The following is a 24,016-nucleotide window of genomic DNA, read 5'->3' as shown; positions in this document are numbered from 1 at the left end:
CGGAATCGTCAGCAGGCACTCGGCTACCCGCGCACTTCGCGAGTACGCGCGTCGACCGGTCGGAAATCAGTCGCCGCCCGGGCCGGTCGGCGGATAGTCGCTCAGGCCGACGTTGCCGGTGGGCTGCGCCTTCTCCGGCCGGTCGGAGACCGCCGATCGGCCCGGCTGGGCTTCGGGCTCGTGCGGCGGGCCGGTGTCGTCCTCCGACATGGCGGTCCGGCTGGCCGCGTCCTCCTGCAGTTCCTCGTCGTCGTCGCGCGGTGTCTCGTCCATGCGACCGGACTACCCGGCTCCGGGGGCCACAACCACTTGTTTGCCGCCGGTCGAGCGGGGAAGCCGACGCGTGCGAAACGAACGGGGATGTCCATGACCGAACGGATCTACACCACCGAGGCGACTTCCGGTCGCGGGTCGGTGCGCATCGACGGGCGCGACGACATGGGGTACCGCGTCGGGGAGCCCTCCGGCGAGCAGGACCGGCTGAACCCGGAACGCCTGTACGCCGCCGCGCTGGCCACCTGCCTGCACCAGTCGCTGGTGCTGGTGGCCAGCTCGGCCGACGTGGAAACGGCGGAAAGCGCGGTCACCGCCCGCGTCTCGCTGACCCACGACGGTGAACGGCGATACGGCCTGAACGCGACCGTCTCGATGATGCTGCCCGGCGTTCCGGACGAGAAGCTGCGCGACCAGATCACCGCGGAGGCGGTGCGCGTGTGCCCGATGGTGGGTGAAATCCCGGTCAGCGTCGACGGCAAGACGCCGGGTGCTCCCTGACTATTCCAGGAGGTTGTAGACGGTGTTCCGGCATACGAAATTGCTGCAGTTCGAGGCCAAGCCGGAAAGGCCCGATCCGGTGTACGCGCGGAAGTTGCAGGAGCTCATCGGCGGGGCGTACGGCGAGATGACGGTGACCATGCAGTACCTGTTCCAGGGGTGGAACTGCCGCATGGAGGGCAAGTACAAGGACTTGATCATGGATACGGCGACCGAGGAGATCGGGCATGTGGAGATGCTGGCCACGATGGTGGCCCGGCTGCTCGAGGGTGCGCCGTCGACGGTGACCGCGGAGGCGGTGAAGGATCCGGTGATGGCCGCGGTGATCGGCGGGATGGACCCGCAGCAGGCGATCGTGGCCGGGGGCGGGGCGATGCCGCAGAACTCCCAGGGTGTGCCGTGGATCGGGTCCTACATCGTGGCCAGCGGCAACCTACTGGCGGACTTCCGCGCCAACGCCGCGGCCGAAGCACAGGGACGGTTGCAGACCGCGCGGTTGTACAACATGACCGACGACCCCGGGGTGAAGGAAATGCTCCGGTTCAACCTCGCTCGCGACACCGTCCACCAGAAGCAGTGGCTCGCCGCCATCGAAGACCTGAAAGCCGACGGGCTGGAAAGCTCACTGGCCCCCACCGCGTTGTTCGACGAAGAGAACCAGGACCACAACAACACCGTCTGGCACCTGTCCGACGGACCCGACGGCTCCAAGGGTGGCTGGAGCTTCGGCGCGGAGGGACTCGAGTACCTGATGAAGCCGGAACCGCTCGGCGGTCCTGGCACCGCCCCCAAACCGGACCCGGCGCTCTACGGCACCTACGCGCCCCCGCCGGTCGGCGGCGCCACCGCCCTGCGTGAGTAAGCCCGGAAGGAACGGAAACCGCACCATGGCCGACGACGACATCACCGAGCGGATCACCCAGCTCATCGACGAAGAACACCGGATCCAGCGCGACCACATCGGCCGCGAGGCCACCACGGAGGAACGGGACCAGCTTCGCGCCATCGAGGTCCAGCTCGACCGCTACTGGGACCTGCTCCGGCAGCGGCAGGCCCGGCGGGAGTCCGGCCAGAACCCGGACGACGCGGACCTGCGCAGCGCGAACACCGTGGAGAACTACCGGCAGTGACCACGCCGAAGCCGCGGTCGGCGACCGGATCCCGGTGATCACGGGCGGGTGATCGGCGGGGCCGCGAGCGGTGCGCGAAAATATCTTCATCGAGGGCCACCGGCCCCAGTGACGGCCGGCTGGAGGTGGCAAGCGGTGGACGGGCAGCGCCACGACCGGTTGTGGCGGCTGGTCGCCGGGCGGGCGAGCCTGCGCACGGCGGCTTCCGGCTGGGTGGGCGTGGTCTGCGCGGTGACCGTCGAGCAGCTCGACGTGGACGCGGCAGCGGTCACGGTCCGCACCAGCACCCCGTCGCAAGACCTGATCGCCGCCAGCGGGCCCTGGGTGGAGTCGCTGGAGGAAGTGCAATACACCGTGGGCGAAGGCCCCGGGGTGACGGCATTCGGCACCGGCGAACCGGTCCTGGTCAGCGACCTGCGCGCCGAGCACACCCGCTGGCCCGGGTTCACCGACGAAGTAACCCCCGCCGGGGTGGGCGCGGTATTCGCGTTCCCGCTGCAGGCCGGGGCGATCCGCATGGGCACACTCACCCTGTACCGCCGCCGCCCCGGGGCACTCGACGCGGACGGGCTGGGCGACGCCGCCACACTGGCCGAGATAGTCACCACCGCGCTGCTCGCCGACAACCAGGAGAACGACGAGACAGCACTGTGGACCCGGGAAGAGACGCCCGGGTTCTACGACGAGGTCAACATCGCGACCGGCATGCTCGCCGCCCAACTCCACGTGAGCCTGAGCGACGCCCTGCTGCGGCTGCGCGCCCACGCGTTCAGCAAACACCTGCCACTCACCGAGGTCGCACGGGCGGTGCTCGACCGGCAACTCCGCTTCGACTCCTCGACCGACTGACCCTTGTCGGTGCCTGCCTCGCGCCCGACGTGGCCGTATGCTGACTCCGTGCACAGCCCGGAGGACCAGTTCAGCGACCTCGTCGCCGGGATCACCGCCCTGCTGACCACCCGCCACGACGGGCTGACCGTCGTACACGCGGTCACCACGGCCTGCGCCCAGGTACTGGGCACCGACGCCGCCGGCGTGCTGATCACCGATCCCCGCGGCGGCCTGGCCATGGTCGCCGCCTCCGACGAACGCGCCCAGTTCGCCGAACTGCTCCAGGTGCACACCGAGCAGGGACCGTGCCGGGACTGCATCACCGAAAACACCCTCGTGTCCGCCACCGACCTGCGCGACAGCGGTTCCCGATGGCCGGTATTCGCCGACGCCGCACTGGCCCAGGGACTCCACGCGGTGTTCGCGTTCCCGATGCGCCTGCTCGACGACGCCGTCGGCGGGCTGAACCTGTTCTTCACCACACCCACCGAACTCTCGGACCGGCAACACCACCAGGCACAAGCACTAACCGACCTCGCGGTCCTCGGCCTCACCCAAGAACACGACCAGCGCCGCCTCGAACGACTCGCCGAACGCAGCCTCACCACCCTCAACGAACGCGCACACGTCAACCAAGCAATCGGCATACTCGCCGGAACCGCAGGCATCGACCCCGACACCGCACGCGACCGCCTCGCCGCCCACAGCATCACCACCGGCCAACCACTACTGGCGCTCGCACGCGCGGTGACCGGCGGTTCGCTCGACGCCCGGGAGCTGGCCGCTCCCGGCGAATAAACCTGGCTTCGCGGCCGTCTCACCGCGGAGCTGCCACCGATCCGGTGGGATCGGTGGCACGGCCTCACATGTCGCGGTTGCGCATGGCTGTCCCTTTCGCTCTGTCCACTTCGTACGGCAACCAGAGCACATTCACCGGTGTTCAAGGGCGGGTTTCACCGCCGCCCGAAACCGCACGGGTCAGCCGGCGATCCGCCACAGCGGGATCCGCTGGAACGCCACGGTTTCACTGGACCCGTTCACGCCGGTTTCGTAGAGCAGCCCGATCGTGGCGAGGTCGGCCTGCACCAGATCCGAGTAGGCGGCGGGACCGGTGGTCACGGTGAGCCCCGGCCGCCATTCCCGTCCGCCGTCGAGGCTGATCCGCAGCTGCATCTGCCTCCGCTTGGCCGGGTCGGCGGGTCCGGAGAACAGCAGCACCCCCGGCACGATCGTCTGCAGCACACTGCCCTGCACCACCGGCCCGCTCAGGGATTCCTCGACCTGGTAGGGCGCGGTGAGGGTCTTCCCGCCGTCCGCGCTGTAGGCACCGAGCCGGTGTTCCGGCGCGGACCCCTGGTTGCGGCTGGAGAAGTACAGCCTGCCGTCCGGGAGTTCGGCCACGGTGGTCTCGTTGGGCGCGATCACGCCGTCGGTGGGGGCGTCGCGGAAGCCGATGTGCCAGGTCCGCCCGTCGTCGTCGCTGTAGAGGTCGTGGCCGCCGTAGTACTTGGCCTCCGTGCCGACGTCCGGCGAACCGGCGGGCGGCGCGCTGGAATGGTTGGCGGGCACCACGATCCGGCCCGCGTGCGGACCGTGCCGCAGCACGATCGCGTGCCCGGGACCGGTGGCGTACCAGCGCCAGTCCGGCTGCTTGGCAGCCGCGGTGATGTCGGTGGCCGCGGTCCAGGTCCGGCCGTTGTCCTTGCTGCGCTGGACGAAGACGCGCCTGCTGTCCGCTTCGGACACCGTCCCGGCCATGATCTCCTTCTCCGAGACCCGGCCGTTGCGGGTGGTGAGCAGGACCAGTTCGCCGCGGCGGGTCAGGACCGGGGCCGGGTTGCCCGCGGTGGCGTCACCGTTCGCCGAGACCACGGCCATCGGACCCCAGGTGCACCCGCCGTCGGCGGACGACCGTGACACGACCTCGATCGCGCCGGAGTCACCCGCCGATTCGCGGCGTCCTTCGGCGAAGGCGAGCAGGGAACCGGTGGCCGTGCGCACGAGCGCCGGGATGCGGAAGGTGTGGTAGCCCTCGGTGCCCGAAACGAACGGCACGGACGAGGCGCACCCGCCGGTCGCCGGGGCCGCCGGGGCCGCGGTGGCCTGGGGAGCGAGTGGCAGGCAGAGCACCGCGGCGGCGAGCAGGGTCGCCGCGAGTCTGGGACGGGGTTTCACCGGATGGGCCTCCTCATCGAGGGACACCGAGGGAGCACCGAGGTACTACATCGGACATGGGACGTCCCATGTCCGGTCAACCTAGGAGGCGGCGAGTCCGCCGTCAAGACCGCCGGTCGCGCAGCATCCGGTCCCCCGCTTCCACGTAGGACTCGAAGAACTCGGTGACCTCCGCGAGCCGGGCCTCGGCGTGGGCGTCCTCGGCGTACTGGGTGCCGTTGCGCAGCACGCGGATGAACGAACGCGTCCGCTCGTGGCTGGCGGCGAGGAGTTGCTCGAACCCGCCCGCCGCCTCGACGAGCAGGCGGCGGCTGCCCGGTTGCGGGATCGTCCGCGCGAGACCCCAGGACACCAGCTCGCGGACGGCCACGCTCACCGCCCCTTTGCTCAGGCCGAGTGCCTCACCGAGCGCGTCGAGGGAGGCGGGGTCGGCGTTGAGCAGCAACCGGCCGTAGACGCGGCCGGTCGCGCGCGGCAGGTTCCAGGACGCGAGGACGTCGCCCATCGCGGTGACGAGCTCATCGCTTTCCGTCATACCTGTCGCTCCCATCCGGCGATGAGGTGTTCGATGGCCCGCGTGGCCGCATCGGCCGCGTCCAGCGTGACGACGTGCCCGGCACCGGGGATGACCTGCTCGGTCACGCCTTCGGCCCGCGCCCAGCGCGGCATCGCGGTCGCGATGTTCCCGGTGCGGTCGCTGTCCCCGCGGATGAGGCCCAGCGGCACGGGCGTGCGGTAGGCCGGGTCCGGGTCGACCAGCGACACGGTCGCCCGCCAGACGTCGAGGAACACATGCTTGGGCATGCGCGCGAACGTCGCCGCGCACTCGGCGATCGCCTCCGGCGTCACGGCCGACGCGCGAGCCATGAGCCCTGGCAGCCGCCCGGCCGGGATGAGCGCCAACGACGGCGCCGCGAGCTTCAGCGCGAAGCGTTCCGCCGCGGTGAGCGGACCGGCGTTCCAGGTGGAATCGACGACGATGAGGGCGTGCGCGCGTTCCGGCAGGCGACGGACGAGCGCCTGTACGAGGTTGCCGCCGAGCGAGTGTCCGATGAGGACCGGACGGTCCAGATCGAGGTGCTCGAGGAGCGCGATCAGATCGCCGAGCGCGTCCGCGGCGGCGAATCGGACACCCGGCTCGAGCCGCGACTCACCGTGCCCGCGCAGATCCCAGCTGACGACCCGACGACCGGCCGCGTGCAGGGCTTGCGCCTGAACGTCGAACATCCGGTGATCCATCCCGGCCCCATGCGTGAACACGACAGGCCGCCGGTCGCCCGCGAGGTCGCCATATCGGAGCACCACGCCTTCCCGCTTCAGGCCGCGATCCAGATTTAGCATTTTCTAAATCTAGCGCACAGCGGAGCAGCTCGACACCGCGACCACCGTGCCCCTACGCTACCTAAGTAGAGTGATCTACCTAATGGAGTCGCGATGCCCACGATCGAACTGTCCGCCGGCCCCCTCGCCTACGTCGACACGGGCGGCACTGGCCCGGTCCTGGTCTTCACCCACGGCTTCCCGATGAACGACTCGCAGTGGCGCAAGGTCCTCCCGCTGCTCCCGGGTTACCGCTGCGTCCTGCCCACGCTGCCACTCGGCGCGCACCGCGTGCCGATGAAGCCCGACGCCGATCTTTCCCAGCGCGGCCAGGCACTCCTGCTCGCCGAACTGCTCGAACGACTCGACCTCACCGACGTCACGCTGATCATGAACGACTGGGGCGGCCCCCAGTTCCTGGTCTCCGAAGGCAAAGCGGACCGGGTCGGCAGGCTCGTGCTGGTCGCGTGCGAGGCGTTCGACAACTTCCCGCCGAAGCCCGTGCGCCCCCTGCTCGCCCTCGCCCGCGTCCCCGGCGGCCCCTGGCTGATGACGAAACTGTTCGCCACCAAGCTCTTCCGGCACAGCCCCCGCGCGTACGGCGGCCTGAGCAAGCACGGCATCCCCGACGACGTGCTCGACGACTGGTTCTCCCCCGCCACCCACAGCCGCGAGATCCGCCGCGACCTGGCCAAGTTCGGCACCTCCGCACCACCCCGCAAGGTCCAGCTCGAATGGGCCGCCCGCCTCCGCGACTTCGACCGGCCCGCCCTCGTCGTCTGGGCCACCGAAGACCGCCTCATGCCCGCCGACCACGGCCGGCGCCTGGCGGACCTACTCCCCCACGCCACCCTGGTCGAGATCGCCGACTCCTCGACACTGATCCCCGAAGATCAACCGGAGGCTCTCGCCGAGGCACTCACGACTTTCCTCGTGGAGAACGGAGTCCTCCGGCAGGAAGCGTGATCAGGGGCGGACGGCCCAGGCGTTCACGGCCAGCCGCCCGGTCGTGCCGAGGTCGATGCCGCCCTGCGGGGCCACGACCTGGGCCGGTTCCCCGGCGGCCGGGGCGATCTCCAGGTAGTGGCCGTTCGTGGCGGGCACCGTCGAGTCGAGCACCGTGTTGCGCCACAGGACCCGCGCCGTCACCTGTTCACCGGGCTTCACCGTCACCGGCTGGGGCGGGACGTCGTAGCTGTCCGGGGCGCTGACCGGGGCCGACCCGTCGCCGACGACGACGTCGAGCGGCCGCCGGTCCGCGTCCAGCACCCGGACCACCGGATAGCCGTGCGCGGTGTAGTCACCCGTGCCGCAGTTGGTCAGGAGGATGCCGAGCGCCCGCAGGCCCATCGCGGCCTCCACCTCGCCCGCGGTGATCGCGACCCCGGGCGCCGGGCAGGCGATTTCCGTGCTTTTCGGCGAAGGCGAGGGCAGGGGAATGCCCACCACGACCGGACCCGTGCAGGCGGCGAGCAAAGCGGTTCCGCCGAGCAGCGGGCCGACACGGCGGATCGTCCGGGCCAGGCCGGCTGCGGAGTTCACCCGAGCGAGCTTTCCATGGTCATCGACGGGCGAACCGGCGGGCCCGTCAGGCGATGACCGGGTTGAAGCGGGAGTAGGCCGGGGCGGTCCAGCGCCAGGTGGTCGCCCCCTGGATTTCGACCACGTCGGTGACGGCGAAGTCGACGACGCGCTGGGCTCCGGGGTACCGGGCGGCGCGGTCCGGCGACCAGTCCACTCGAGCGGTTCCGCTCAGGTGCAGGGTGGAACCGGTGGTGTAGTCGGGAAAGAGCAGTCCGGCGGCGGGCTGCTCCTCGAGGTTGCCCAGGGTCAGGAACATCGCGTTGCCCAGGTAGTCCGGCCAGCTCAGCCTGGTGGGGCCGGTCACTTCGACGAATCCCGGGTTCCCGCCCCGGTGGGACATGTCCGCGGCGCCGTCGATCCCGGCCGTGGCGACGAAGAATGTGTCAGCCGCGTGGATCCGGTCGATCTGCGCCGCGCCGAGTTCACCGCCGCGGCCGGCCGACGGGCGCACGGCCGGCCCCTCGGCCGGGAGCGGTGTCCGCTGCTGGATGTACTTGGGACAGTTGGAGATCACCTGCTCGACCTCGATCTCCAGGTGGTCGCCGACCGGGCGGCTGCGGCCGTTGACCCGCATCCGGCGGCGCCTGCCCGGTTCGACGGCGATCATGCCGACCTCGGCGACGCCGTCGAGCGCCGCCGCGAGCGGATCCGCCGGGGTGGGCCGGGCGGCGATGCGCACGGTCCCGTCCCCGGTGGCCTGCACGAATCCGGGCGGCCCGGTGAGCATCGTGCCCCAGAGCCGGTCGCCGTCGCTCGCGCCGAGGTAGAGCACCGGCTGCGCGGCGAGGAAGGTCTTCGCGACTTCGGGCATGGTGGCGCGGATGGCCGGGCGGGCGTGTTCGGCGGCGGCCGCCAGCCCGGCGCGATCCTGCACCGCGAGTTCCCCGTGGTGGTAGTCGGCCATCGGCTCAGAAGAAGCCGCAGGTCGGCGCGCCGGTCGTCGGCGCTTCGGCGGCACCGGCGCCACTGGGCGCGTAGATCTCCAGCCGGATGCCGTCGGGGTCGGTGAAGAAGATGCCGCCGGAGTCCGCACCCTCGCCGTGCGGCACGACGCCCTCGTGGTGGAACGTCACCGACAACTCGCGCAGCACCCGCTCGGCTTCCCGCACCTCGTCGATCGATTCGACCTGGAAGGACAGGTGGTGCAAGCCGGGCTGCCCGGTGGCGAACCGGCCTTCGCTCTGCTGCCACAGCGTCACCAGCAGCTTGCCGTCGCGGCCGAGGAAGGCGAACTCGCGCCCGGGTTCCTTGCCTTCGCCGAGCACCTCGAAGTCGAAGACCTGTTGGTAGAAGCCCCGTGAGCGGCCGAGGTCGGTCACGTTCAGGCCGATGTGGCCGGTTTGCAGGGCGGTGATCGTCACGGGAACCTCCGAGGTCGTCTAACCGTTGATGTCAACTTAGCCGGTTAGGACTAGGATAGTCAACCAGTGATCGTTGGTTAGCCGGTTAGAAGGAAAGTGCGATGACGACGGACCCGCGCCCGCTGGTCGGCGAGCCGCTGGCGCTCGACCTGCTCAACACGTGGTGGGACACCACCGGCGAGCTGGAGGACCTGCTCACCGACGTGGCCGGGCTGAAGATCTGGCTGGACAGCGCCGGACTGCGTGTTCCGGCCGATGAAGCCACGCTCGAAGCCACCCGCGACGCGCGAGCCGCGCTGGCCGCCGCCCGCGCCGCCGAGCCCGACTTGGGTCCGCTGAACGACGTCCTCGCCCGCGGGCGGCTGAAGTTGTCGGTGGCCGGAACGCAGCCGCGGGAGTCGGCCGAGGTGCCCGACACCGCGTGGCTGCCGGGCTGGCTCGCTGCCCGCAACTACCTGGAGCTGCTGAAGCAGGAGCCGGCCCGGATCAGGCGCTGCGCCAATCCGCAGTGCGTGCTCCACTTCTTCGACATCTCGAAGAACGGCAAACGCGCCTGGTGTTCGATGGCGCTCTGCGGGAACCGCGCGAAAGCGGCGCGGCACTACTCCCGCAACCGCGGCTAGACACAGTGCCCGAGCATCAGCCGCGGGCGGTCAGTTCGAGCAGGCGGCCGGTGAGGTCGAGGTGTTCCTCCACGCTGCCGGTGAGGTAGGTGAGGTCCACGAAGGTGTGGTCCGGCTCGAGGACCGGGGCGATCTTCGCCAGCGACTCGGCGATCAGCTCCGGCTTGGTGCCGGGGGCGGCGTTCACGCGCAGCGCCACGCTCAGCGCCTGCGGGTCCCGCCCGGCTTTCTCGGCACCGGCGCGGATCTTGGCCAGGCCGCCGGTGAGCACGTCCGCGGGGAACTGCTCGGGCACCGCCCAGACGGGCAGCCAGCCGTCGGCCCGCTCGGCGACCCGGCGCTGCGCGCGCTCGCCGAACCCGGCCAGGTGCACCGGCGGCTTGCGCACCGGCTTGAGGTCGACGTGGGTGCGCGGGACCGTGTAGCCGATGCCTTCGTGCGACACCACGTCCTGGGTCCACCAGGCGTCGAGCAGGTCGAGCAGGTCGTCGAGCCGCTTGCCGCGCTCGGCCATCGGGATGCCGACGGCCGCGTACTCGTCAGGCGACCAGCCGATGCCGAGCCCGGGCAGGAGGCGGCCGTTGCTGGCCACGTCGATGCTGGTCAGCTGCCGCGCGAAGTTGACGGGCTGGTACTGGGAGGCGTTGATGGTGCTGGACCCGAGGATCGCGGTCTCGGTCACCGCCGCCGCGACGGCCAGCGCCACGAACGGATCCTGCGCGGTCCAGAACTCCTCGGGCATGGTGTCGTAACCGGGGTAGGACACCTCCGGCTCCACCGGCGACAACAGCCGGTCGCCGACCCAGAGACTGGCCGCGCCCGCCTGCTCGGCGGCCCGCGCGTACCGCGCGATCCCGCCCGGCGTGGCCGCCGCCTTGCCGAACACCGGAAGACTGAAACCCAAGCGCATGAAGACTCCTCTGCAGAGCGAGTGGACCGTGACCGGCCTCACCGCCACTACTACGCGCATTTAGTTGCGCGTTCAAGTATCCCAGGTGGCGGGCTGTTTCCGACCCGAGTGGCTGGGGGTCGTGGCCCAGGTGGGGTGCCAGGAGGGGGCGGGTGCGGGCGCCAGGGTCGCGAGGTGCGAGAGGAAGTCCCGGAGCGCCGGGTGCGGGTTCGTGCCGAGGTACATCAGGGACAGCGGGTAGGCCAGTGCCGGGTTCAGGATGGGGATGCGGCGCAGGTCGTGGTGCGCGGGCCAGAGGTAGCGGTCGCGGGCACCGATGAGGGTGGCGACGTCGGCGGAGTCGGCGAGGGTTTCGAAGAGCACCTCGTTGCCGAAGTTCGGGCCTGCCGCGTCGATGCGGAGGTCGAAGGTGGTGGCGAGCTGGTCGTAGAAGTCCGCCCATTCGCTCTCACGCGCGATGCCCGGCACCCAAATCCGTTGTTTGCGCAGTTCTGCCGGGGTCAAGCTGGATGCGGCGGCGAGCGGGTGCCGCGGGCCGACGAGCAGCTCGAGCGGGGAGTCGAAGGCGTGGACCATCCGCACGTCCCGCGGCAGCGTGGCCGGATCGAGGACCGACCTGAACGTGGCGTCGACCTCGCCCGTCTGGACGGCGGCGGCCGCCACGCGGGGATCATTGACCCGGAGGGTGACCACGTCGAGTTCGATCTCGGGATGGGACCGCCAGTAGTCGTGGAGCACCACGGCTTGGGCGCTTCGCAGGCCGAGCACGTCGATCCGCAGGGGCCGCGCGCCCGGCCGGAGCGCGGCGGCGGCGCGATCGACGCCCGCGACGATGCTCCTGGCGTGTGGCAGGAACGCCTGGCCGTCGTGCGTCAGGTCGACCCCGCGGGCGGTCCGGGTGAACAGGCGGGCCTCCAGCTCGCGCTCCAGCGCGGCGATCCGCTTCGAGACCGCCTGCTGGGTCACGCCCAGCTCGTCGGCCGCGTGCTGCAACTGCCCGAACTCGGCCGCCAAGACGAAGGAGCGCACTGCCTCGGTGTCCATCGGCCCACCTTAAGCACCCCCAACCGGGCGTTGTGGCTCACCAGAAAGTGGTTGTGCGCCACTCGGGAGTGCGTTTTGTCGGTCCCGTTCGGACACTGGAGGGGTGACCACCCAGCCGTTGCTCTCGCCCACCCGCATCTACGTGGAGCCCGCCGCCGCCGAGCTGCCACGCGGGCGCGAGGTGCTCGCCCGGTTCCCCGACGCGGACCGGGTCGAGGTCGACAGCCACTGGCGCATCCCCGAGCTGCACGGCGACGAGGCCAACGCCCGGCGCTGGGTGCGGATCAAGAGCGAGGCACTGGTGCTCGGGGTGAAGAAGTCGCTCAGCGCCCGGCCCAACGGGCGCTCGGCCCACTTCATCGCCCCGTCCACGGCCAACGGGTGCGCGATGGCCTGCGCGTACTGCTACGTCCCGCGGCGCAAGGGCTACTCGAACCCGATCACCGTCTTCGCGAACATCGAGCAGATCACCGGCTACCTGTCCCGGCACGTCGCGCGGCAGGGGCCGATGACCGAGCCGGGCCAGATCGACGACGAAGCGTGGGTCTACGACATCGGGGAGAACTCCGACTGCTCCGTGGACGCCCTGGTCAGCGACAACGTGCGTGACCTGGTGGAGCTGTTCCGCGGCCTGCCCACCGCCAAGGCCTCGTTCGCCACCAAGCACGTCAACCGCGACCTGCTCGACTGGGACCCGCGGGGCCGCACCCGCGTGCGGTTCTCGCTGATGCCCGAACGCACCGCGAAGCTCCTCGACATCCGCACCAGCCCGATCGCCGAACGCCTCGCCGCACTGGACGACTTCCGCGCCGCCGGGTACGAAGTGCACGTCAACCTCAGCCCGGTCGTCGTCCACGACGGCTGGCTGGACGACTGGCGCGAACTACTCGAAGCCCTGGGCGACGCGGCTTCGCCCGCCACGCGCGAGCAGCTGGCCGCGGAGGTCATCATGCTCACCCACAACCAGCAGTTGCACGAGGTCAACCTGCGCTGGCACCCGCGCGCCGAAGAACTCCTGTGGCGGCCCGGGCTGCAGGAGGTGAAGCGCAGCGAAGGCGGCGGCGTCAACGTGCGGTACCGGCACGGGCTCAAACGCGGCCTGCTGGACGAGCTGCTGAACCTGATCACCCAGCACGCCCCGTACCTGCGGGTTCGTTACGCCTTCTGACCACTCGCGGCGGTGGCACTGCCCGGCGGGTTCCGGCACGGTGGAGGGATGACCGCGGAGGATCTGCTCACCAGCCGTGACCACGTAGTGATCGCGCTCGACGGGCCGGTCGCCGAGCTGCCCGGCCGGAACACGATCGCCGCGCGGTTGCGGGTGCTGGTGGCTGACGGGCGGCTGCCGCGCAAGGTCGCACGCACCGAAGACCCGTTCGCCGTCCTCGCGCACGCGGCGACGATCGGGCCCGGCACCGAGCGCGCGGTCTACGCGCAGTTGTGCCGCCTCGAAACCGAACTGGCCGCCGCCGCGCGGATCACTCCCGGGGTCGAGGAGGCCTTCGCCAAGCTGGCCACCGCGGGCACGCGCCTCACCGTGGTCAGTGCTCTGGCCGTCGAGGCGGTCCGCACGATCCTGGTGATGCACGGCTTGGACAGACATGTGCAGCGCATCGCCGGGCGCGCCGGTCCGGACCTGGAGAATCTGCCTCCGGCGGCGGGCCTGATCATCGCCGCGCTGCGGGAGTGCCTCGTACCGGTGGAGCACTGCCTGTTCGTCGGCAGCACGGACGCCGACCTCACTGCCGGGCGTGCAGCGGGAGTCGAGACCGTCCGTTATCGAGGTCCCGGGCCTTGGTTCGACGCGCTGGACGTGGCTCGTTCGACGGGCGAGCGTCGCGCGTACTGAGCCCTGCCCTTTCAGTTTATCGCAGAATCGCGTCCCTCATGAGGCTCCTGGTTTTGTTCCATACTGCCCGTCGCGGTGACGACCTCGACGAAAGATGGAGCGACGGAATTGGCCTATGTGATGGGTTTCGGGCAGATCGACCGGACGAACGGCCCGGAGGTCGGCGGGAAAGGGGTGCACCTCGGTGAGCTGTCCCGGATCGACGGCGTCTCCGTACCCGACGGCTTCTGCGTGACCACGGAGGCCTACCGGGAGATCGTGGCCGCGGCACCGTCGATCGACGAGCAGCTCGACCGGCTGTCCCAGGTGGAGCCCGAGGACCGCGCGGCGATCCGCACGCTGAGCGCCCAGGTCCGCGACCTCATCGAAGGTGTGGAGCTGCCCGGGGACCTGGAAGCGGCGATCACCGGATCGCTGGCCCGGCTCGGGGACGGGACCGCCTGCGCGGTGCGGTCCAGCGCGACGGCCGAGGACCTGCCGACCGCGTCCTTCGCCGGTCAGCAGGATTCCTATTTGAACATCGCAGGCCCGGAAGCGGTCCTGCGTCACGTCCGGCGGTGCTGGGCCTCGCTGTTCACCGAGCGCGCGGTCACCTACCGGCTGCACAACGGGTTCGACCACCGGGACGTCCGGATGGCCGTGGTGGTGCAGCGGATGGTGTTCCCCGACGTGGCCGGGATCCTGTTCACCGCGGACCCGGTGACGTCGAACAGGAAGGTCGCCACGGTGGAGTCCGGGTGGGGGCTCGGCGAGGCGCTGGTCTCCGGCCTGGTGAACGCGGACGTCCACACGGTGCGCGACGACCAGGTCGTGACCACGACCATCGGCACCAAGGCGCGGGCCATCCTCCCGTTGCCGGAGGGCGGCACCCACGAGACGCCCGTCGAGCCGGAGCGGCAGGCGCGGGCGGCGCTGACCGAGGCCCAGGTCCTGCGCCTGGTGCGGCTGGGACGGCGGATCGAGGCGTACTTCGGCAGGCCGCAGGACATCGAGTGGTGCCTGGCCGGCGACGAGTTCCACATCGTCCAGAGCCGCCCGATCACCACCCTGTTCCCCGTCCCCGAGACCGGCGACGAGGACAACCACGTCTACATCTCCGTCGGCCACCAGCAGATGATGACCGACGCGATGAAGCCGCTGGGGCTTTCCGTGTGGCAGCTGACGACCCCGCGGCCGATGCACGAGGCGGGCGGGCGGTTGTTCGTCGACGTCGCCCCGGCTTTGGCGACGCCCGCGGGCCGCAAGGGCATCATGGGCAACGCGGGCCGGTCCGATCCGTTGATCCGCGACGCCCTGCAGACCGTGCTCGACCGCGGCGACTTCATCCCCTCACGCCCGGACGAGGAAGCACCCCCGGCCGCCGGTGAAGCGCCCGCTCCCCTCGAGACCGATCCCGCCGTCGTCACCGAGTTGATCGCGCAGAACCGGGAGTCCGTGGCCGCCCTGCGGCGCGAGATCCACGACCTGTCCGGGCCGGCGCTGCTCGACTTCATCATGGCCGACTTCCAGGAGCTGCGGCGGATCCTGTTCGACCGGCGGAGCCACCAGGCGATCATGGCGTCGATGGAGACCACCTGGTGGCTCAACGAACACCTCGAGGAATGGCTCGGCGAGAAAAACGCGGCCGACGCGCTCACGCAGTCCGTGCCCCACAACGTCACCTCGGAGATGGGGCTCGCGCTCCTCGACGTCGCCGACGCGATCCGGCCGCACGCCGAGGTCGTGGCCTTCCTGCAGCAGGTGGCCGACGACGAGGGCTTCCTGGACGAACTCGCCGGACTGCCCGGCGGACGAGCGGCCCGCGACGCCATCCAGGATTACCTCGACGAGTACGGCATGCGCTGCGCCGGCGAGATCGACATCACCAGGCCGCGCTGGAGCGAGCGGCCCGCCATGCTCGTGCCGACGATCCTCGGCAACATCAGGAACTTCGAGCCTGGCGCCGGGAAGCGGCGTTTCGACCAGGGCCTCCAGGAAGCGCGGCGGAAGGAGCAGGAGGTGCTGACGCGGTTGCGCGCCCTGCCCGGTGGCGAGGCCAAGGCCGACGAGACCAAGCGGATGATCGACCGCGTCCGCACCTTCGCCGGCTATCGCGAATACCCCAAGTACGGCATGGTCAGCCGCTACTTCGTCTACAAGCAGGCGTTGCTGCAGGAGGCCGATCGGCTCGTCCGGGCCGGTACCCTGCGCACCCGGGAGGACCTGTTCTTCCTGCGGCTCCAGGAGTTCCACGAGGTCGTGCGCACCAACCAGGTGGACCACGAGCTCATCCGGGAGCGGCGTGAGGCGTTCCAGACCTACGAGACGCTCACCCCGCCCCGCGTCCTCACCTCGGACGGCGAGGCCATCACCGGTGAGTACCGGCGCGACGACGTCCCACCCGGCGCGCTGGCCGGACTGCCGGTCTCGGCGGGCACCATCGAAGGCCGGGCCCGGGTCGTGGTGGACATGGCGCGGGCCGAGCTCGAGGCGGGCGACATCCTGGTCACCGCCTACACCGACCCCAGCTGGACGCCGCTGTTCGTGGCGATCTCAGGGCTGGTGACCGAGGTCGGCGGCCTGATGACGCACGGCGCGGTGATCGCCAGGGAGTACGGCCTGCCCGCCGTCGTGGGCGTCGAGCAGGCCACCTCGCTGATCCGCGACGGGCAGCGGATCCGGGTCGACGGGACCAACGGGTACGTCGAACTGCTCGACTGAACCGGCGGCGTCACGGAACCGGTCAGATGTCGACTGGTTCCGTGGCGAAGCGGGCCGTACGCGGGTCCCGCTCGTCGCCCCGGTGGCGGGTCAGGCTGCCGTACAGTTCCGGGCGGCGTCCGGCCAGCCAGCGCCGCCCGGTGGACAGCGGGACCAGCCCGAGGTCCAGGTCGGCGAGCACCAGCCGGTCCCCGGCCGCCCACGTTTCGGCGAGGATGCGGCCGTAGGGGTCGAGCACCATGGCGTTGCCGGTGCGCACCTCGTCGTCGTCGCGGCCGACGCCGTTGCTGAACACCAGGAACAGCCCGTTGTCGTGGGCTCGCGCGGGGAGCCAGCGCATCAGCCATTCGCGGCCGTTGGGACCGCGGAACTCGCGCTCGACAGCGGCGGGGTCGGTGTGCCGGTTTTCCCAGCGGGTCAACGGGATCGGGCGCATGCCGTGCGGGCTGCGGGAGGCGGTCCCGCCGGTCTGGTGCGGGGCGATGAGCACCGTCGCGCCGTCCAGCGCGCAGGCACGGACGTTCTCGACGAGGTTGTTGTCCCAGCAGATCAGGATCGCGATCCGCACGCCCCACGGGGTGTCGAACACGGTGAAGCGGTCGCCGCTGCTGATCGCCTCGTGCTCGAACGCGTGCAGCTTGCGGTGGACGTGCACCGTCCCGTCGGGCAGGCACACGGCGTAGGAGTTGAACAACCGGCCGCCGTCGCTCTCCAGGAACCCGGCGCCGACCCCGATGCCGAGCCGCGTCGCCAGCGAACGCACCGCGCTCACCGACGGCCCGTCCACCGGTTCGGCCAGCGCGTGCAGCGCCTCCGGACGGTGCCGGCGCAGGTGCCAGTAGCCGACCAGGCACATCTCCGGGCACACCACGAGCCGGGCGCCCGCCGCGGCGGCCTCGCTCGCGAAGTGCGCAACCCGCTCCAGGTTGTACTGCTTGTCGTCGGCGCGGTGCTCGAACTGCACCGCCGCGACCTTGACCACGGTTGTCACCCGTCCAGCACACCCCGCGTGCATCCCGGTGTCCAATGAATCATCGGGCGGATGTCATAACCTCCTGGAATGAATCCCCGCCTGCGTGCCTTCGTCGCGGTCGCCGACCACCACGGCTTCGGCGCGGCGGCGCAGCACCTGTCGATCACCCAGCCCGCGTTGTCCAAGCAGATCCAGGCGCTGGAACGCGAACTCGGCGGCGGCACGTTGTTCAGCCGGGGCCGCAACGGCGCGGCGCTCACCGAGTTCGGCGCCCAGCTGCTGCCCCAGGCCCGCGAACTGGTGGAGACGGCCGACGAGTTCACCCGCCGGGCCCGGCGGCTGGCCCGCGGTGCGTCCGGCCGGCTGTCGGTCGGCTTTGGACTGTCCACACTGGATATCACGCCCCGCGTGATCGCCGGGTTCCGGCGGTCCTTCCCCGACGTCCGGATCAGCCTGGAGGACCTGCCCTCGGCGGTCCAGGCCGACCGGTTGCGCAGCCGGGAGCTGGATGTCGGCTTCGTCCGGCTACCCGTGGGCGACGAGCTGCGTCAGCGCGTGCTGCGCCGTGACCACCTGGCGATCGCCAGCCCCGGCCCGATCCCGGCGGAGGTCGCCGACTGGCTCGGCGAGCAGCGGCTCATCCGGCTGGCCAGGGCCAAGGGCCCGGGCCTCGCCGCCCAGATCGACCGGTTGTGCGCGGCCTGGGACTGCCGGCCGGGCACCGCGCAGGAGACCCACGACCTGCAGACCGTGCTCGCGCTCGTGGCCGCGGGTGCGGGCTGCGCGCTGATCCCCGCCACCGCCGCCCGCGTGGCCCCGCCCGCCGTGACGCTCACCCCGCTCGACGACCCCGCGGCGGCGTGGAACGTCGGCGTCGCCTGGCACCCCGCCCAGCACACCGCCCACGTCCCCAACTTCCTGACGCTGCTGGCCGATTCGGCCCTCTCCGCGCGGGTCAGCCGGACCAGCTGACGAGGCCGGAGTACTGGAAGTTCTGGTAACCGCAGCCGATCCAGGTGACCAGGTAGCCCTCGGCCCGCTTCTGCTGGGCGAGCTGCGAACCCGTCGCTTCGCACTCGGCCTTGGTCGGGCCGGTGACCAGCTGCTGGTAGTACGTCGTCTCGGCGTGCGCGGGCGCGGCGACGGCGAGGGCCGTGGCGACGAGGGCCGCGCTGGTAAACAGTTTCTTCACCATGCGCGCAGTCAAGCACGTGCCGCGGCCCGCTGCCGTGGGTACTTTTGCCGGGCTTCGCGGCGGTTTCAGGCCCCGGGCCCGCCGTGCGCCTCGATCGAGAGGCCCTGCCAGTCGGCCCAGGTCCGGAGCCGGTCGGCGCAGGCCTGCTGGATCATCGGGAGGAAACCCCTGACCGAAGAGGACGCGCGGGGGTGGCTCGTCGGCCTCGACGATCTTGAGCGACGCCCGCGCCGCGGCGACCGGGTCACCGGCGAGCTGCTTGCCCGTCGTCCCGGCGAGGCGCTCGCGGAGTCCATTGTAGACCGGGTTGGGCGCGGCCGAGCGCCCGTTGCGGGTCCGGGTTCAGCTTGAGGACCGCGTCGCCGTAGGTGGCGACCGGGTCGCCGAGGCTCGCGGTGCCGCGCGCGGTCGCGGCCACCTCGTCACCCCGGGCACTTCTGGAACCCGTACAAAATGTTTGGAAACCCGTCCGTCACCTGAAGGAATGAGCTAGATCGACTGGGCGAATCCCCGTTGCTAGGGTCGGAATGGTTCAGCTCCACGACGTCGAAAAACCCACGTCGAATTTGGAGGAAGGGCCCGGTGGAATGGCGCTATTTCGAATTCTGCGTTGACGGTTCGCCGTACTACGACAAGCCAGTCGAACAGGCTGACGGCCGGGAGAACTTCGCCGGTGCCGCTCCCGTTCCCAACGGCTGGCTGTCCGGTGCAAGCGGACCGTGGCGCATCCTGCGGCCGAGCTGCGGCGTACTTCCGGCGCAGGGCTGGAAAGTGCACGTTTCGAGCACCCCGGCCGAGGCCGAGCGGGTGCTCCGGACCACGCATGCCTACTGCGCCGGACGCGGGCTGACCTACAAGCACCTGCGATCCGCGCGGGTGTTGTCCTGGTCGAATCGCAAATACGCGCCGAGGAGCAGCAGCGGCAAGTTCCTCACGATCTACCCGCCCGACGAGCAGTCGCTGCGGGCGGTCCTCGAGGACCTTTCGGCCGAACTGGCCGGGGTCCAGGGGCCCTACATCCTCTCCGATCTCCGCTACGGCGCCGGTCCGCTCTACACGCGTTATGGCTCGTTCACCGCGCAGTGGGCGGACGACCGGACGCTCGGGCTGACGCGGCCGGACGGGGTCGTGGTGCCGGACCAGCGGACGCCCTGGTTCGAGGTCCCCGAGTGGATCAGCCTGCCCGCCTTCCTCGAACCGCACCTCGAAGCCCGGCGGTCCACCGGGGCCGCGCTGCCCTACCAGGTCACCGAAGCCCTGCACTTCTCCAACGCCGGGGGCGTCTACCGGGCGATCCGCCACTCGGACGGCACCCCGGTGATCCTGAAGGAGGCCCGCCCGCACGCCGGTCTCGACGCGCGGGGCAGGCACGCCGTCGAGCGGTTGCTGCACGAACGGGACATGCTCCAGCGGCTGGCGGGTATCCCGGGCATCCCGGCGGTGCACGACCACTTCGTCGCCGGGGACCACCACTTCCTGGCCCTCGCCGAGATGCCGGGGATCCGGCTGAACCAGTGGCTGGGCACCCACTACCCGCTGACCCGGGTCGCCCCCGCGGAGCACGACGTCCGCGCCTACACCGAGCAGGCGCTCGACCTGAGCCGCCGCGTCGCGCACCTCATCGAGCAGGTGCACGCCCGCGGGGTGGTCATGGGCGATCTGCACCCCGGCAACATCCTGATCGACGAGTCCGGCGCGCTGTCGCTGATCGACTTCGAGACCGCGTCCGACGCACTCAAGCCCACCCGGCAGCTCATGGCGGCGCCCGGGTTCCGGGCTCCACGGGGACTGCGTGGCACGGAGGTCGACCAGCACGCGCTGGCGATGCTGCGCTTGTGGTTCTTCGCGCCGCTGACCAATCTGCTCGAGGTGGCTCCGGCCAAGCTCGCCGACTGGGTGGCGTACGCGGAACAGCGCTTCGGCCTGCCCTCGCACTTCGGCTCGGCCGTGCTCGGCGTGCCGGAACCCCGCGACCGCAGATCCACCAGGGCGTCGTGGCCCGCCGACCCGGGCCCCGAGGACTGGCCTGCCCTGCGCACCTCGATCGTCGACGGCATCCTGGCGAGTGCGACACCCGGCCGCACGGATCGGTTGTTCCCCGGGGACATCAACCAGTTCGAGACCGGTGGCACCGGATTCGCCCATGGAGCCGCCGGAGTCCTCTACGCCCTGGACGTCGCGGGCGCGGGCCGCGAGCCCCGGCACGAAGCGTGGTTGCTCGACGCGATCCGCCGCACGCCACCGGATCGCTCCGGCTTCTTCGACGGCGGCCACGGCATCGCCTACGTGCTCGACCACCTCGGCTACCACGAGGAAGCGGCCGTCCTCCTCAAAACCTCGATGCCGTGGGAGGACCACAACGACCGCCCCGGCATCGGCAGCGGACTGGCCGGGATCGGCCTCACCCACCTGCACCTGGGTGCCCAGCACGACGACGAGGCCCGAATCGCGCACGCGGCGGCCGTCGGGCGCCGGCTGGTGACGCTGCTGTCCCAGACGAACACCCAGGTCAGCGCGGGTTTCGAGGACGGCTGGTCGGGGGCGGCGCTGCTGTTCGCGCGGTTGTACGAAGTCACCGGCGCCCCGAGCTGGCTGGAGCACGCGGACCGGGCGTTGCGCCGGGACCTGGCCGGGTGCGTGCCCGTCCCCGGTGATGCCCTGCAGGTCAAGGACGCCGAAACCGGCGCTCTGCTGCCCTACCTCGCCGCCGGGTCCGCGGGGGTCGCGCTCGCGGCCGCGGAACTCGCCACCCACCACCCGGACGCGCCGGCCGTGGCCCGGCTTCCCGAGCTGGTGCGTGGTTGTGAGAGTGACTTCACCGTCCATCCCGGACTGTTGCGCGGACGGGCGGGCTTGATCCTCACCCTCGCTTCCGCCGGCCGCGGGACCGACGCCGCGCTCGCGCGGCACCTGTCCGGCCTCGGCCTGCACGCGGTGACCAGGGACGGCACCACCTGCTTCCCCGGGCACCAGCTGCTGCGCCTGTCCGCCGACCTGGCCACCGGCAGCGCCGGGATCCTGCTGGCCCTGCACGCCGCACTCGGTGACGCGCCCGTCACCGCCCTGCCGTTCCCGCCCCGGCACGCCCGGGTTCCCGCGGGAACGCCCTGAACTCGGCCACGCGGCCGGGAAGTACACCGCCCACGAAAGGGGACACCATGGAATCCATTCTCGACCTGCAGGCCCGCCCGGTGCTGCACCAACGCCGCACCGAAGCGGCGGAAATGCCGCTCCACAGCACTGTCAGCCTCCTCATCTGCGCCGACGGCGACGACGACCACTGGTGGCACGACTGAGCGAGGAGCCCCCGGTGCGGGGGTGACCGGACCGGTCGCCCCCGCACCCGTTCCCGTTCCCGAAGATTTCAACGTGGAGAAGGGCTGGGAGCCACCGCCTCCCCGGAACTACCGGCGGGGTGCGACGCGTGGGTCCGACGAAGAACGGAGCTGAGCACCGCGGGTGTACCACCGGGACCGGCGGTACACCCACCGGGTTCAGTGTGAAGCCTGCTCGCCGGAGTTGCGTCGCTGGGCTTCGTGCAACTGGTCCTCGAGAGAAACGATCCGGCACGCCGCGTCGACGGCGGTGCCCTGGTCGACCAGTTCCCGCACCCGCGCGGCGATGCGCAACTGGTGGCGGGAGTAACGACGATGCCCGCCGGCGGAGCGCTGAGGCTCGATCAGGCCGGCCTCGTCCAGGCTGCGCAGGAAGTTCTGGCTGGTGCCGAGCATGTCGGCGGCCCGTCCCATGGTGTAGGCCGGGTAGTGCTCGTCATCGAACTTGCCGGCCGCGGCCGGGTCCTGTTGGTCAGGGATCATTCCACCTCCACATCACGAAGAACCCCGGGTGCCGGCACGGCACCCGGGGTTCCAGGGGTTGAGAGTTCACCATTGTCAACCGGCCCGACGGCCGGAGAATTACACCCGCGGAGTCCAGCCGTGAGCCGGACCGAACGGGGATCGCTGATTCGTAACCGAGAACCACCTGCCAATCCGATGGGACTGCGGTACCCGCGCGGCACTACTGCACAGCCGCGGCGGGCGATCCAATGATGCGCCCTTTCCCTTCTATCCTGTGTTTCTTCCTTACCGTGCACTGCTGCGGACACCACCAGCCGGAACCCCTTACCGAGATCGGTCCCAGCACGCCTGATGTCGCTGACCGGCCCGCCGGAGCCGCTGATCCTGCTGCGAGCCCCGGCGACCAGCCGTCTTCACTGCATACTGCGAACTGCGAAATTGCCTGTACTGCTACTACTGCACTACTGGTACTGCACTTCAACTACTGGTACTGCCACTACTGGTACTGCGCCGGGACCGGCACTGCCGTCTTCACTTCGTGGTCCCGGTACTGCTCCCGGTCACGGCCGGAATCCCGATGCCGCCTGGGTTCCGCCTCGCGCGACCGTCCTGTCTCATATCGCGGGTAGTTACGTCCTCTCCCGCGCCACTTGACGTTGTCTCTCTCCGTACGAGCAGAACACTACACCCACCCGGCGACGAATGTCTACTCCCCCCGGCATAGATTTGTTCCGCAGCCGGAGTCCGGTTGTCTGTGCCAGCGAAAGCACAGGTCAGCCGCGGGACAGAACGGGAAAGGACCGCTGGGATGTGCGAGCCGGTGCCGCTGGAGACCTGGGTAACCGGACCGGTCCGCGACACCATCGCCGGCATGCGGGCCGATCCGTGGCACTCCGCGGTCCTGGACCACCACCGCGACGAGATCCGCACCGAACTGCGCAAGGCGGGCGCCTCGCCGGATCGCGCCGCCCTCACGCTCTACCTGCACGTGCTCGGGCACGCGCTGGACTACGTGGGCACCGGCGTGCCCGGCGACGCCCTGCCGCTCACCCCGGTCCACGGCACCGGCATGGACTGGTTCACCATCCGCATCGCCGCCGCCTGCCAGCTCGCCCTCGACGAAGGCATCATCACCTGAGCGACAGGGCTCAGGCGCTGTCCGGCGGGTAGCTCATGATCAGCACCGCCCGGCCACCGCCGGGACCGGCCGCGTAGACGTGGGTGACGGTGCCGTCGAAGTACGCGGTGTCCCCCGGCTCCAGTTCGACCAGCTGCTCGGCGGGACCGCACGCCACCGTGCCCTGCACGCAGTGGACGACCTCCCGGGTGCCCGCGTCGTGCGGATCGCTCTCGAAGCGCGCGCCTTCGGGCAGGTCCAGTTCGAAGACCTCGGTGCGGTGGTGGCTGCGATCGGTCTCCAGCAGCCTGCCGCGCATGCCCTTCGAAGACTCCACAATGGACCCTTCGTGGGCGCGCTGCACCCGGGAGAGCGCCGGGGCCGGCTGCTCGATGAGCTGCCCGATGCTCAGGCCCATGGCGTGCCCGAGGCGCCACAACGTCTCCAGCGACGGGTTGCCCTCCCCCGCCTCGATCCGCGCGAGGCTGGTCTTGGACAGGCCGGTGCTCCTGGCCAGGTCCCCAAGCGACTGGTTGCGGGCCTCGCGCTGGCGGCGGACCACCTCGGCGAGGCGCTGGGCGTGAACCGCTATTGACCGAGAATCCATCGTTCCCTACATTGAACGCGCCG

At 70.7% G+C, this 24,016-nt stretch carries 27 protein-coding genes; 14 read left to right on the top strand and 13 right to left on the bottom strand.

The features are described from left to right. Positions 1-66 precede the first annotated feature (66 nt). Positions 67-273: a hypothetical protein gene (locus tag JOM49_RS18650; RefSeq protein WP_209665570.1), complete on the bottom strand. Its 207-nt coding sequence runs from the start codon at positions 271-273 to the stop codon at positions 67-69. Positions 274-366: 93 nt separating this feature from the next. Between JOM49_RS18650 and JOM49_RS18645 the strand changes: the two genes are divergently transcribed. From JOM49_RS18645 to JOM49_RS18625, 5 genes are all read left to right on the top strand, one after another. Continuing rightward, positions 367-774, top strand: coding sequence for an OsmC family protein (locus tag JOM49_RS18645; RefSeq protein WP_209665569.1), 408 nt, complete (start codon positions 367-369; stop codon positions 772-774). 22 nt (positions 775-796) lie between these two features. Beyond that, entirely contained in the window at positions 797-1,636 is an 840-nt protein-coding gene (locus tag JOM49_RS18640; RefSeq protein ID WP_209665568.1) for a manganese catalase, read from the top strand. Between the two features lie 25 nt (positions 1,637-1,661). After that, positions 1,662-1,904, top strand: coding sequence for a DUF2630 family protein (locus JOM49_RS18635; protein WP_209665567.1), 243 nt, complete (start codon positions 1,662-1,664; stop codon positions 1,902-1,904). A gap of 135 nt (positions 1,905-2,039) precedes the next feature. After that, positions 2,040-2,753 (top strand): GAF and ANTAR domain-containing protein, encoded by a 714-nt coding sequence (locus tag JOM49_RS18630; protein ID WP_209665566.1) that lies wholly within the window; start codon positions 2,040-2,042, stop codon positions 2,751-2,753. 48 nt (positions 2,754-2,801) lie between these two features. Next, on the top strand, positions 2,802-3,533 hold the full coding sequence (locus JOM49_RS18625; protein WP_308158783.1) for a GAF and ANTAR domain-containing protein: 732 nt from the start codon (positions 2,802-2,804) through the stop codon (positions 3,531-3,533). Positions 3,534-3,713: 180 nt separating this feature from the next. Here the strand turns inward: JOM49_RS18625 and JOM49_RS18620 are convergent, their stop codons facing one another. The 3 genes from JOM49_RS18620 to JOM49_RS18610 all read right to left on the bottom strand — a co-directional run bounded on the left by JOM49_RS18620 (position 3,714) and on the right by JOM49_RS18610 (position 6,251). Then, a complete protein-coding gene (locus tag JOM49_RS18620) occupies positions 3,714-4,910 on the bottom strand; it encodes a sialidase family protein (protein ID WP_209665565.1) in 1,197 nt (398 codons plus the stop codon). A 103-nt stretch (positions 4,911-5,013) separates the two neighbouring features. After that, positions 5,014-5,445 carry a GbsR/MarR family transcriptional regulator gene (locus tag JOM49_RS18615; RefSeq protein WP_209665564.1) on the bottom strand — a complete coding sequence of 144 codons (432 nt, stop codon included), beginning with the start codon at positions 5,443-5,445 and terminating at the stop codon, positions 5,014-5,016. After that, complete coding sequence (locus tag JOM49_RS18610) at positions 5,442-6,251, bottom strand: alpha/beta fold hydrolase (RefSeq protein ID WP_209665563.1); 810 nt, start codon at positions 6,249-6,251, stop codon at positions 5,442-5,444. Before JOM49_RS18610 ends, JOM49_RS18615 begins: the two co-directional genes overlap by 4 nt. A gap of 93 nt (positions 6,252-6,344) precedes the next feature. Here JOM49_RS18610 and JOM49_RS18605 point away from each other — a divergent pair, with 93 nt between their 5' ends. Then, a complete protein-coding gene (locus tag JOM49_RS18605) occupies positions 6,345-7,196 on the top strand; it encodes an alpha/beta fold hydrolase (protein WP_209665562.1) in 852 nt (283 codons plus the stop codon). Here the strand turns inward: JOM49_RS18605 and JOM49_RS18600 are convergent, their stop codons facing one another. Genes JOM49_RS18600 through JOM49_RS18590 form a run of 3 tightly spaced genes read right to left on the bottom strand, consistent with a single transcriptional unit; the run spans position 7,197 to position 9,175 of the window. Then, the gene (locus JOM49_RS18600) at positions 7,197-7,772 is read right to left on the bottom strand and encodes a DUF4232 domain-containing protein (RefSeq protein ID WP_209665561.1); all 576 of its coding nucleotides are present in this window, start codon (positions 7,770-7,772) and stop codon (positions 7,197-7,199) included. 46 nt (positions 7,773-7,818) lie between these two features. Next, the gene (locus JOM49_RS18595; RefSeq protein ID WP_209665560.1) at positions 7,819-8,718 is read right to left on the bottom strand and encodes a pyridoxamine 5'-phosphate oxidase family protein; all 900 of its coding nucleotides are present in this window, start codon (positions 8,716-8,718) and stop codon (positions 7,819-7,821) included. Between the two features lie 4 nt (positions 8,719-8,722). Continuing rightward, positions 8,723-9,175 (bottom strand): VOC family protein, encoded by a 453-nt coding sequence (locus JOM49_RS18590; protein WP_209665559.1) that lies wholly within the window; start codon positions 9,173-9,175, stop codon positions 8,723-8,725. A 101-nt stretch (positions 9,176-9,276) separates the two neighbouring features. Between JOM49_RS18590 and JOM49_RS18585 the strand changes: the two genes are divergently transcribed. Next, the gene (locus JOM49_RS18585; protein ID WP_209665558.1) at positions 9,277-9,798 is read left to right on the top strand and encodes a CGNR zinc finger domain-containing protein; all 522 of its coding nucleotides are present in this window, start codon (positions 9,277-9,279) and stop codon (positions 9,796-9,798) included. A 16-nt stretch (positions 9,799-9,814) separates the two neighbouring features. Here JOM49_RS18585 and JOM49_RS18580 read toward each other — a convergent pair whose 3' ends face one another. Together JOM49_RS18580 and JOM49_RS18575 are read right to left on the bottom strand one after the other, a co-directional pair. Further along, entirely contained in the window at positions 9,815-10,708 is an 894-nt protein-coding gene (locus JOM49_RS18580; RefSeq protein ID WP_209665557.1) for a TIGR03619 family F420-dependent LLM class oxidoreductase, read from the bottom strand. Positions 10,709-10,780: 72 nt separating this feature from the next. Beyond that, positions 10,781-11,752, bottom strand: a complete 972-nt coding sequence (locus tag JOM49_RS18575; RefSeq protein ID WP_209665556.1) for a LysR family transcriptional regulator — start codon at positions 11,750-11,752, stop codon at positions 10,781-10,783. Between the two features lie 103 nt (positions 11,753-11,855). On the opposite strand from JOM49_RS18575, the gene JOM49_RS18570 reads away from it, so the two are divergent. The 3 genes from JOM49_RS18570 to rph all read left to right on the top strand — a co-directional run bounded on the left by JOM49_RS18570 (position 11,856) and on the right by rph (position 16,301). After that, positions 11,856-12,920 (top strand): spore photoproduct lyase family protein, encoded by a 1,065-nt coding sequence (locus JOM49_RS18570; RefSeq protein WP_209665555.1) that lies wholly within the window; start codon positions 11,856-11,858, stop codon positions 12,918-12,920. Between the two features lie 48 nt (positions 12,921-12,968). Next, positions 12,969-13,601 (top strand): HAD family hydrolase, encoded by a 633-nt coding sequence (locus JOM49_RS18565; protein ID WP_209665554.1) that lies wholly within the window; start codon positions 12,969-12,971, stop codon positions 13,599-13,601. A 117-nt stretch (positions 13,602-13,718) separates the two neighbouring features. Next, complete coding sequence (gene rph / locus JOM49_RS18560; protein ID WP_308159063.1) at positions 13,719-16,301, top strand: rifamycin-inactivating phosphotransferase; 2,583 nt, start codon at positions 13,719-13,721, stop codon at positions 16,299-16,301. A 22-nt stretch (positions 16,302-16,323) separates the two neighbouring features. On the opposite strand, the gene JOM49_RS18555 is transcribed toward rph, so the two are convergent. Then, on the bottom strand, positions 16,324-17,292 hold the full coding sequence (locus JOM49_RS18555) for a nitrilase family protein (protein WP_209665553.1): 969 nt from the start codon (positions 17,290-17,292) through the stop codon (positions 16,324-16,326). A gap of 69 nt (positions 17,293-17,361) precedes the next feature. On the opposite strand from JOM49_RS18555, the gene JOM49_RS18550 reads away from it, so the two are divergent. Continuing rightward, positions 17,362-18,246, top strand: coding sequence for a LysR family transcriptional regulator (locus JOM49_RS18550; RefSeq protein ID WP_209665552.1), 885 nt, complete (start codon positions 17,362-17,364; stop codon positions 18,244-18,246). Here JOM49_RS18550 and JOM49_RS18545 read toward each other — a convergent pair. Then, a complete protein-coding gene (locus tag JOM49_RS18545) occupies positions 18,230-18,469 on the bottom strand; it encodes a hypothetical protein (RefSeq protein ID WP_209665550.1) in 240 nt (79 codons plus the stop codon). The genes JOM49_RS18550 and JOM49_RS18545 overlap by 17 nt on opposite strands. A gap of 582 nt (positions 18,470-19,051) precedes the next feature. On the opposite strand from JOM49_RS18545, the gene lanKC reads away from it, so the two are divergent. After that, positions 19,052-21,580, top strand: coding sequence for a class III lanthionine synthetase LanKC (gene lanKC / locus JOM49_RS18540; RefSeq protein WP_209665549.1), 2,529 nt, complete (start codon positions 19,052-19,054; stop codon positions 21,578-21,580). Between the two features lie 47 nt (positions 21,581-21,627). Next, a complete protein-coding gene (locus JOM49_RS18535; RefSeq protein ID WP_209665547.1) occupies positions 21,628-21,765 on the top strand; it encodes a hypothetical protein in 138 nt (45 codons plus the stop codon). Between the two features lie 198 nt (positions 21,766-21,963). On the opposite strand, the gene JOM49_RS18530 is transcribed toward JOM49_RS18535, so the two are convergent. Then, positions 21,964-22,287 carry a helix-turn-helix domain-containing protein gene (locus tag JOM49_RS18530; RefSeq protein WP_209665545.1) on the bottom strand — a complete coding sequence of 108 codons (324 nt, stop codon included), beginning with the start codon at positions 22,285-22,287 and terminating at the stop codon, positions 21,964-21,966. Between the two features lie 790 nt (positions 22,288-23,077). Here JOM49_RS18530 and JOM49_RS18525 point away from each other — a divergent pair. Continuing rightward, the gene (locus JOM49_RS18525; protein ID WP_209665543.1) at positions 23,078-23,407 is read left to right on the top strand and encodes a DUF6401 family natural product biosynthesis protein; all 330 of its coding nucleotides are present in this window, start codon (positions 23,078-23,080) and stop codon (positions 23,405-23,407) included. A 10-nt stretch (positions 23,408-23,417) separates the two neighbouring features. Here JOM49_RS18525 and JOM49_RS18520 read toward each other — a convergent pair whose 3' ends face one another. Further along, positions 23,418-23,993 (bottom strand): helix-turn-helix domain-containing protein, encoded by a 576-nt coding sequence (locus tag JOM49_RS18520; protein ID WP_209665541.1) that lies wholly within the window; start codon positions 23,991-23,993, stop codon positions 23,418-23,420. Between the last annotated feature and the right edge of the window lie 23 nt (positions 23,994-24,016).

The organism is Amycolatopsis magusensis (genome assembly GCF_017875555.1).
Classification (GTDB): domain Bacteria; phylum Actinomycetota; class Actinomycetes; order Mycobacteriales; family Pseudonocardiaceae; genus Amycolatopsis; species Amycolatopsis magusensis.
This window is presented reverse-complemented; position numbering and strand designations above follow the sequence as displayed.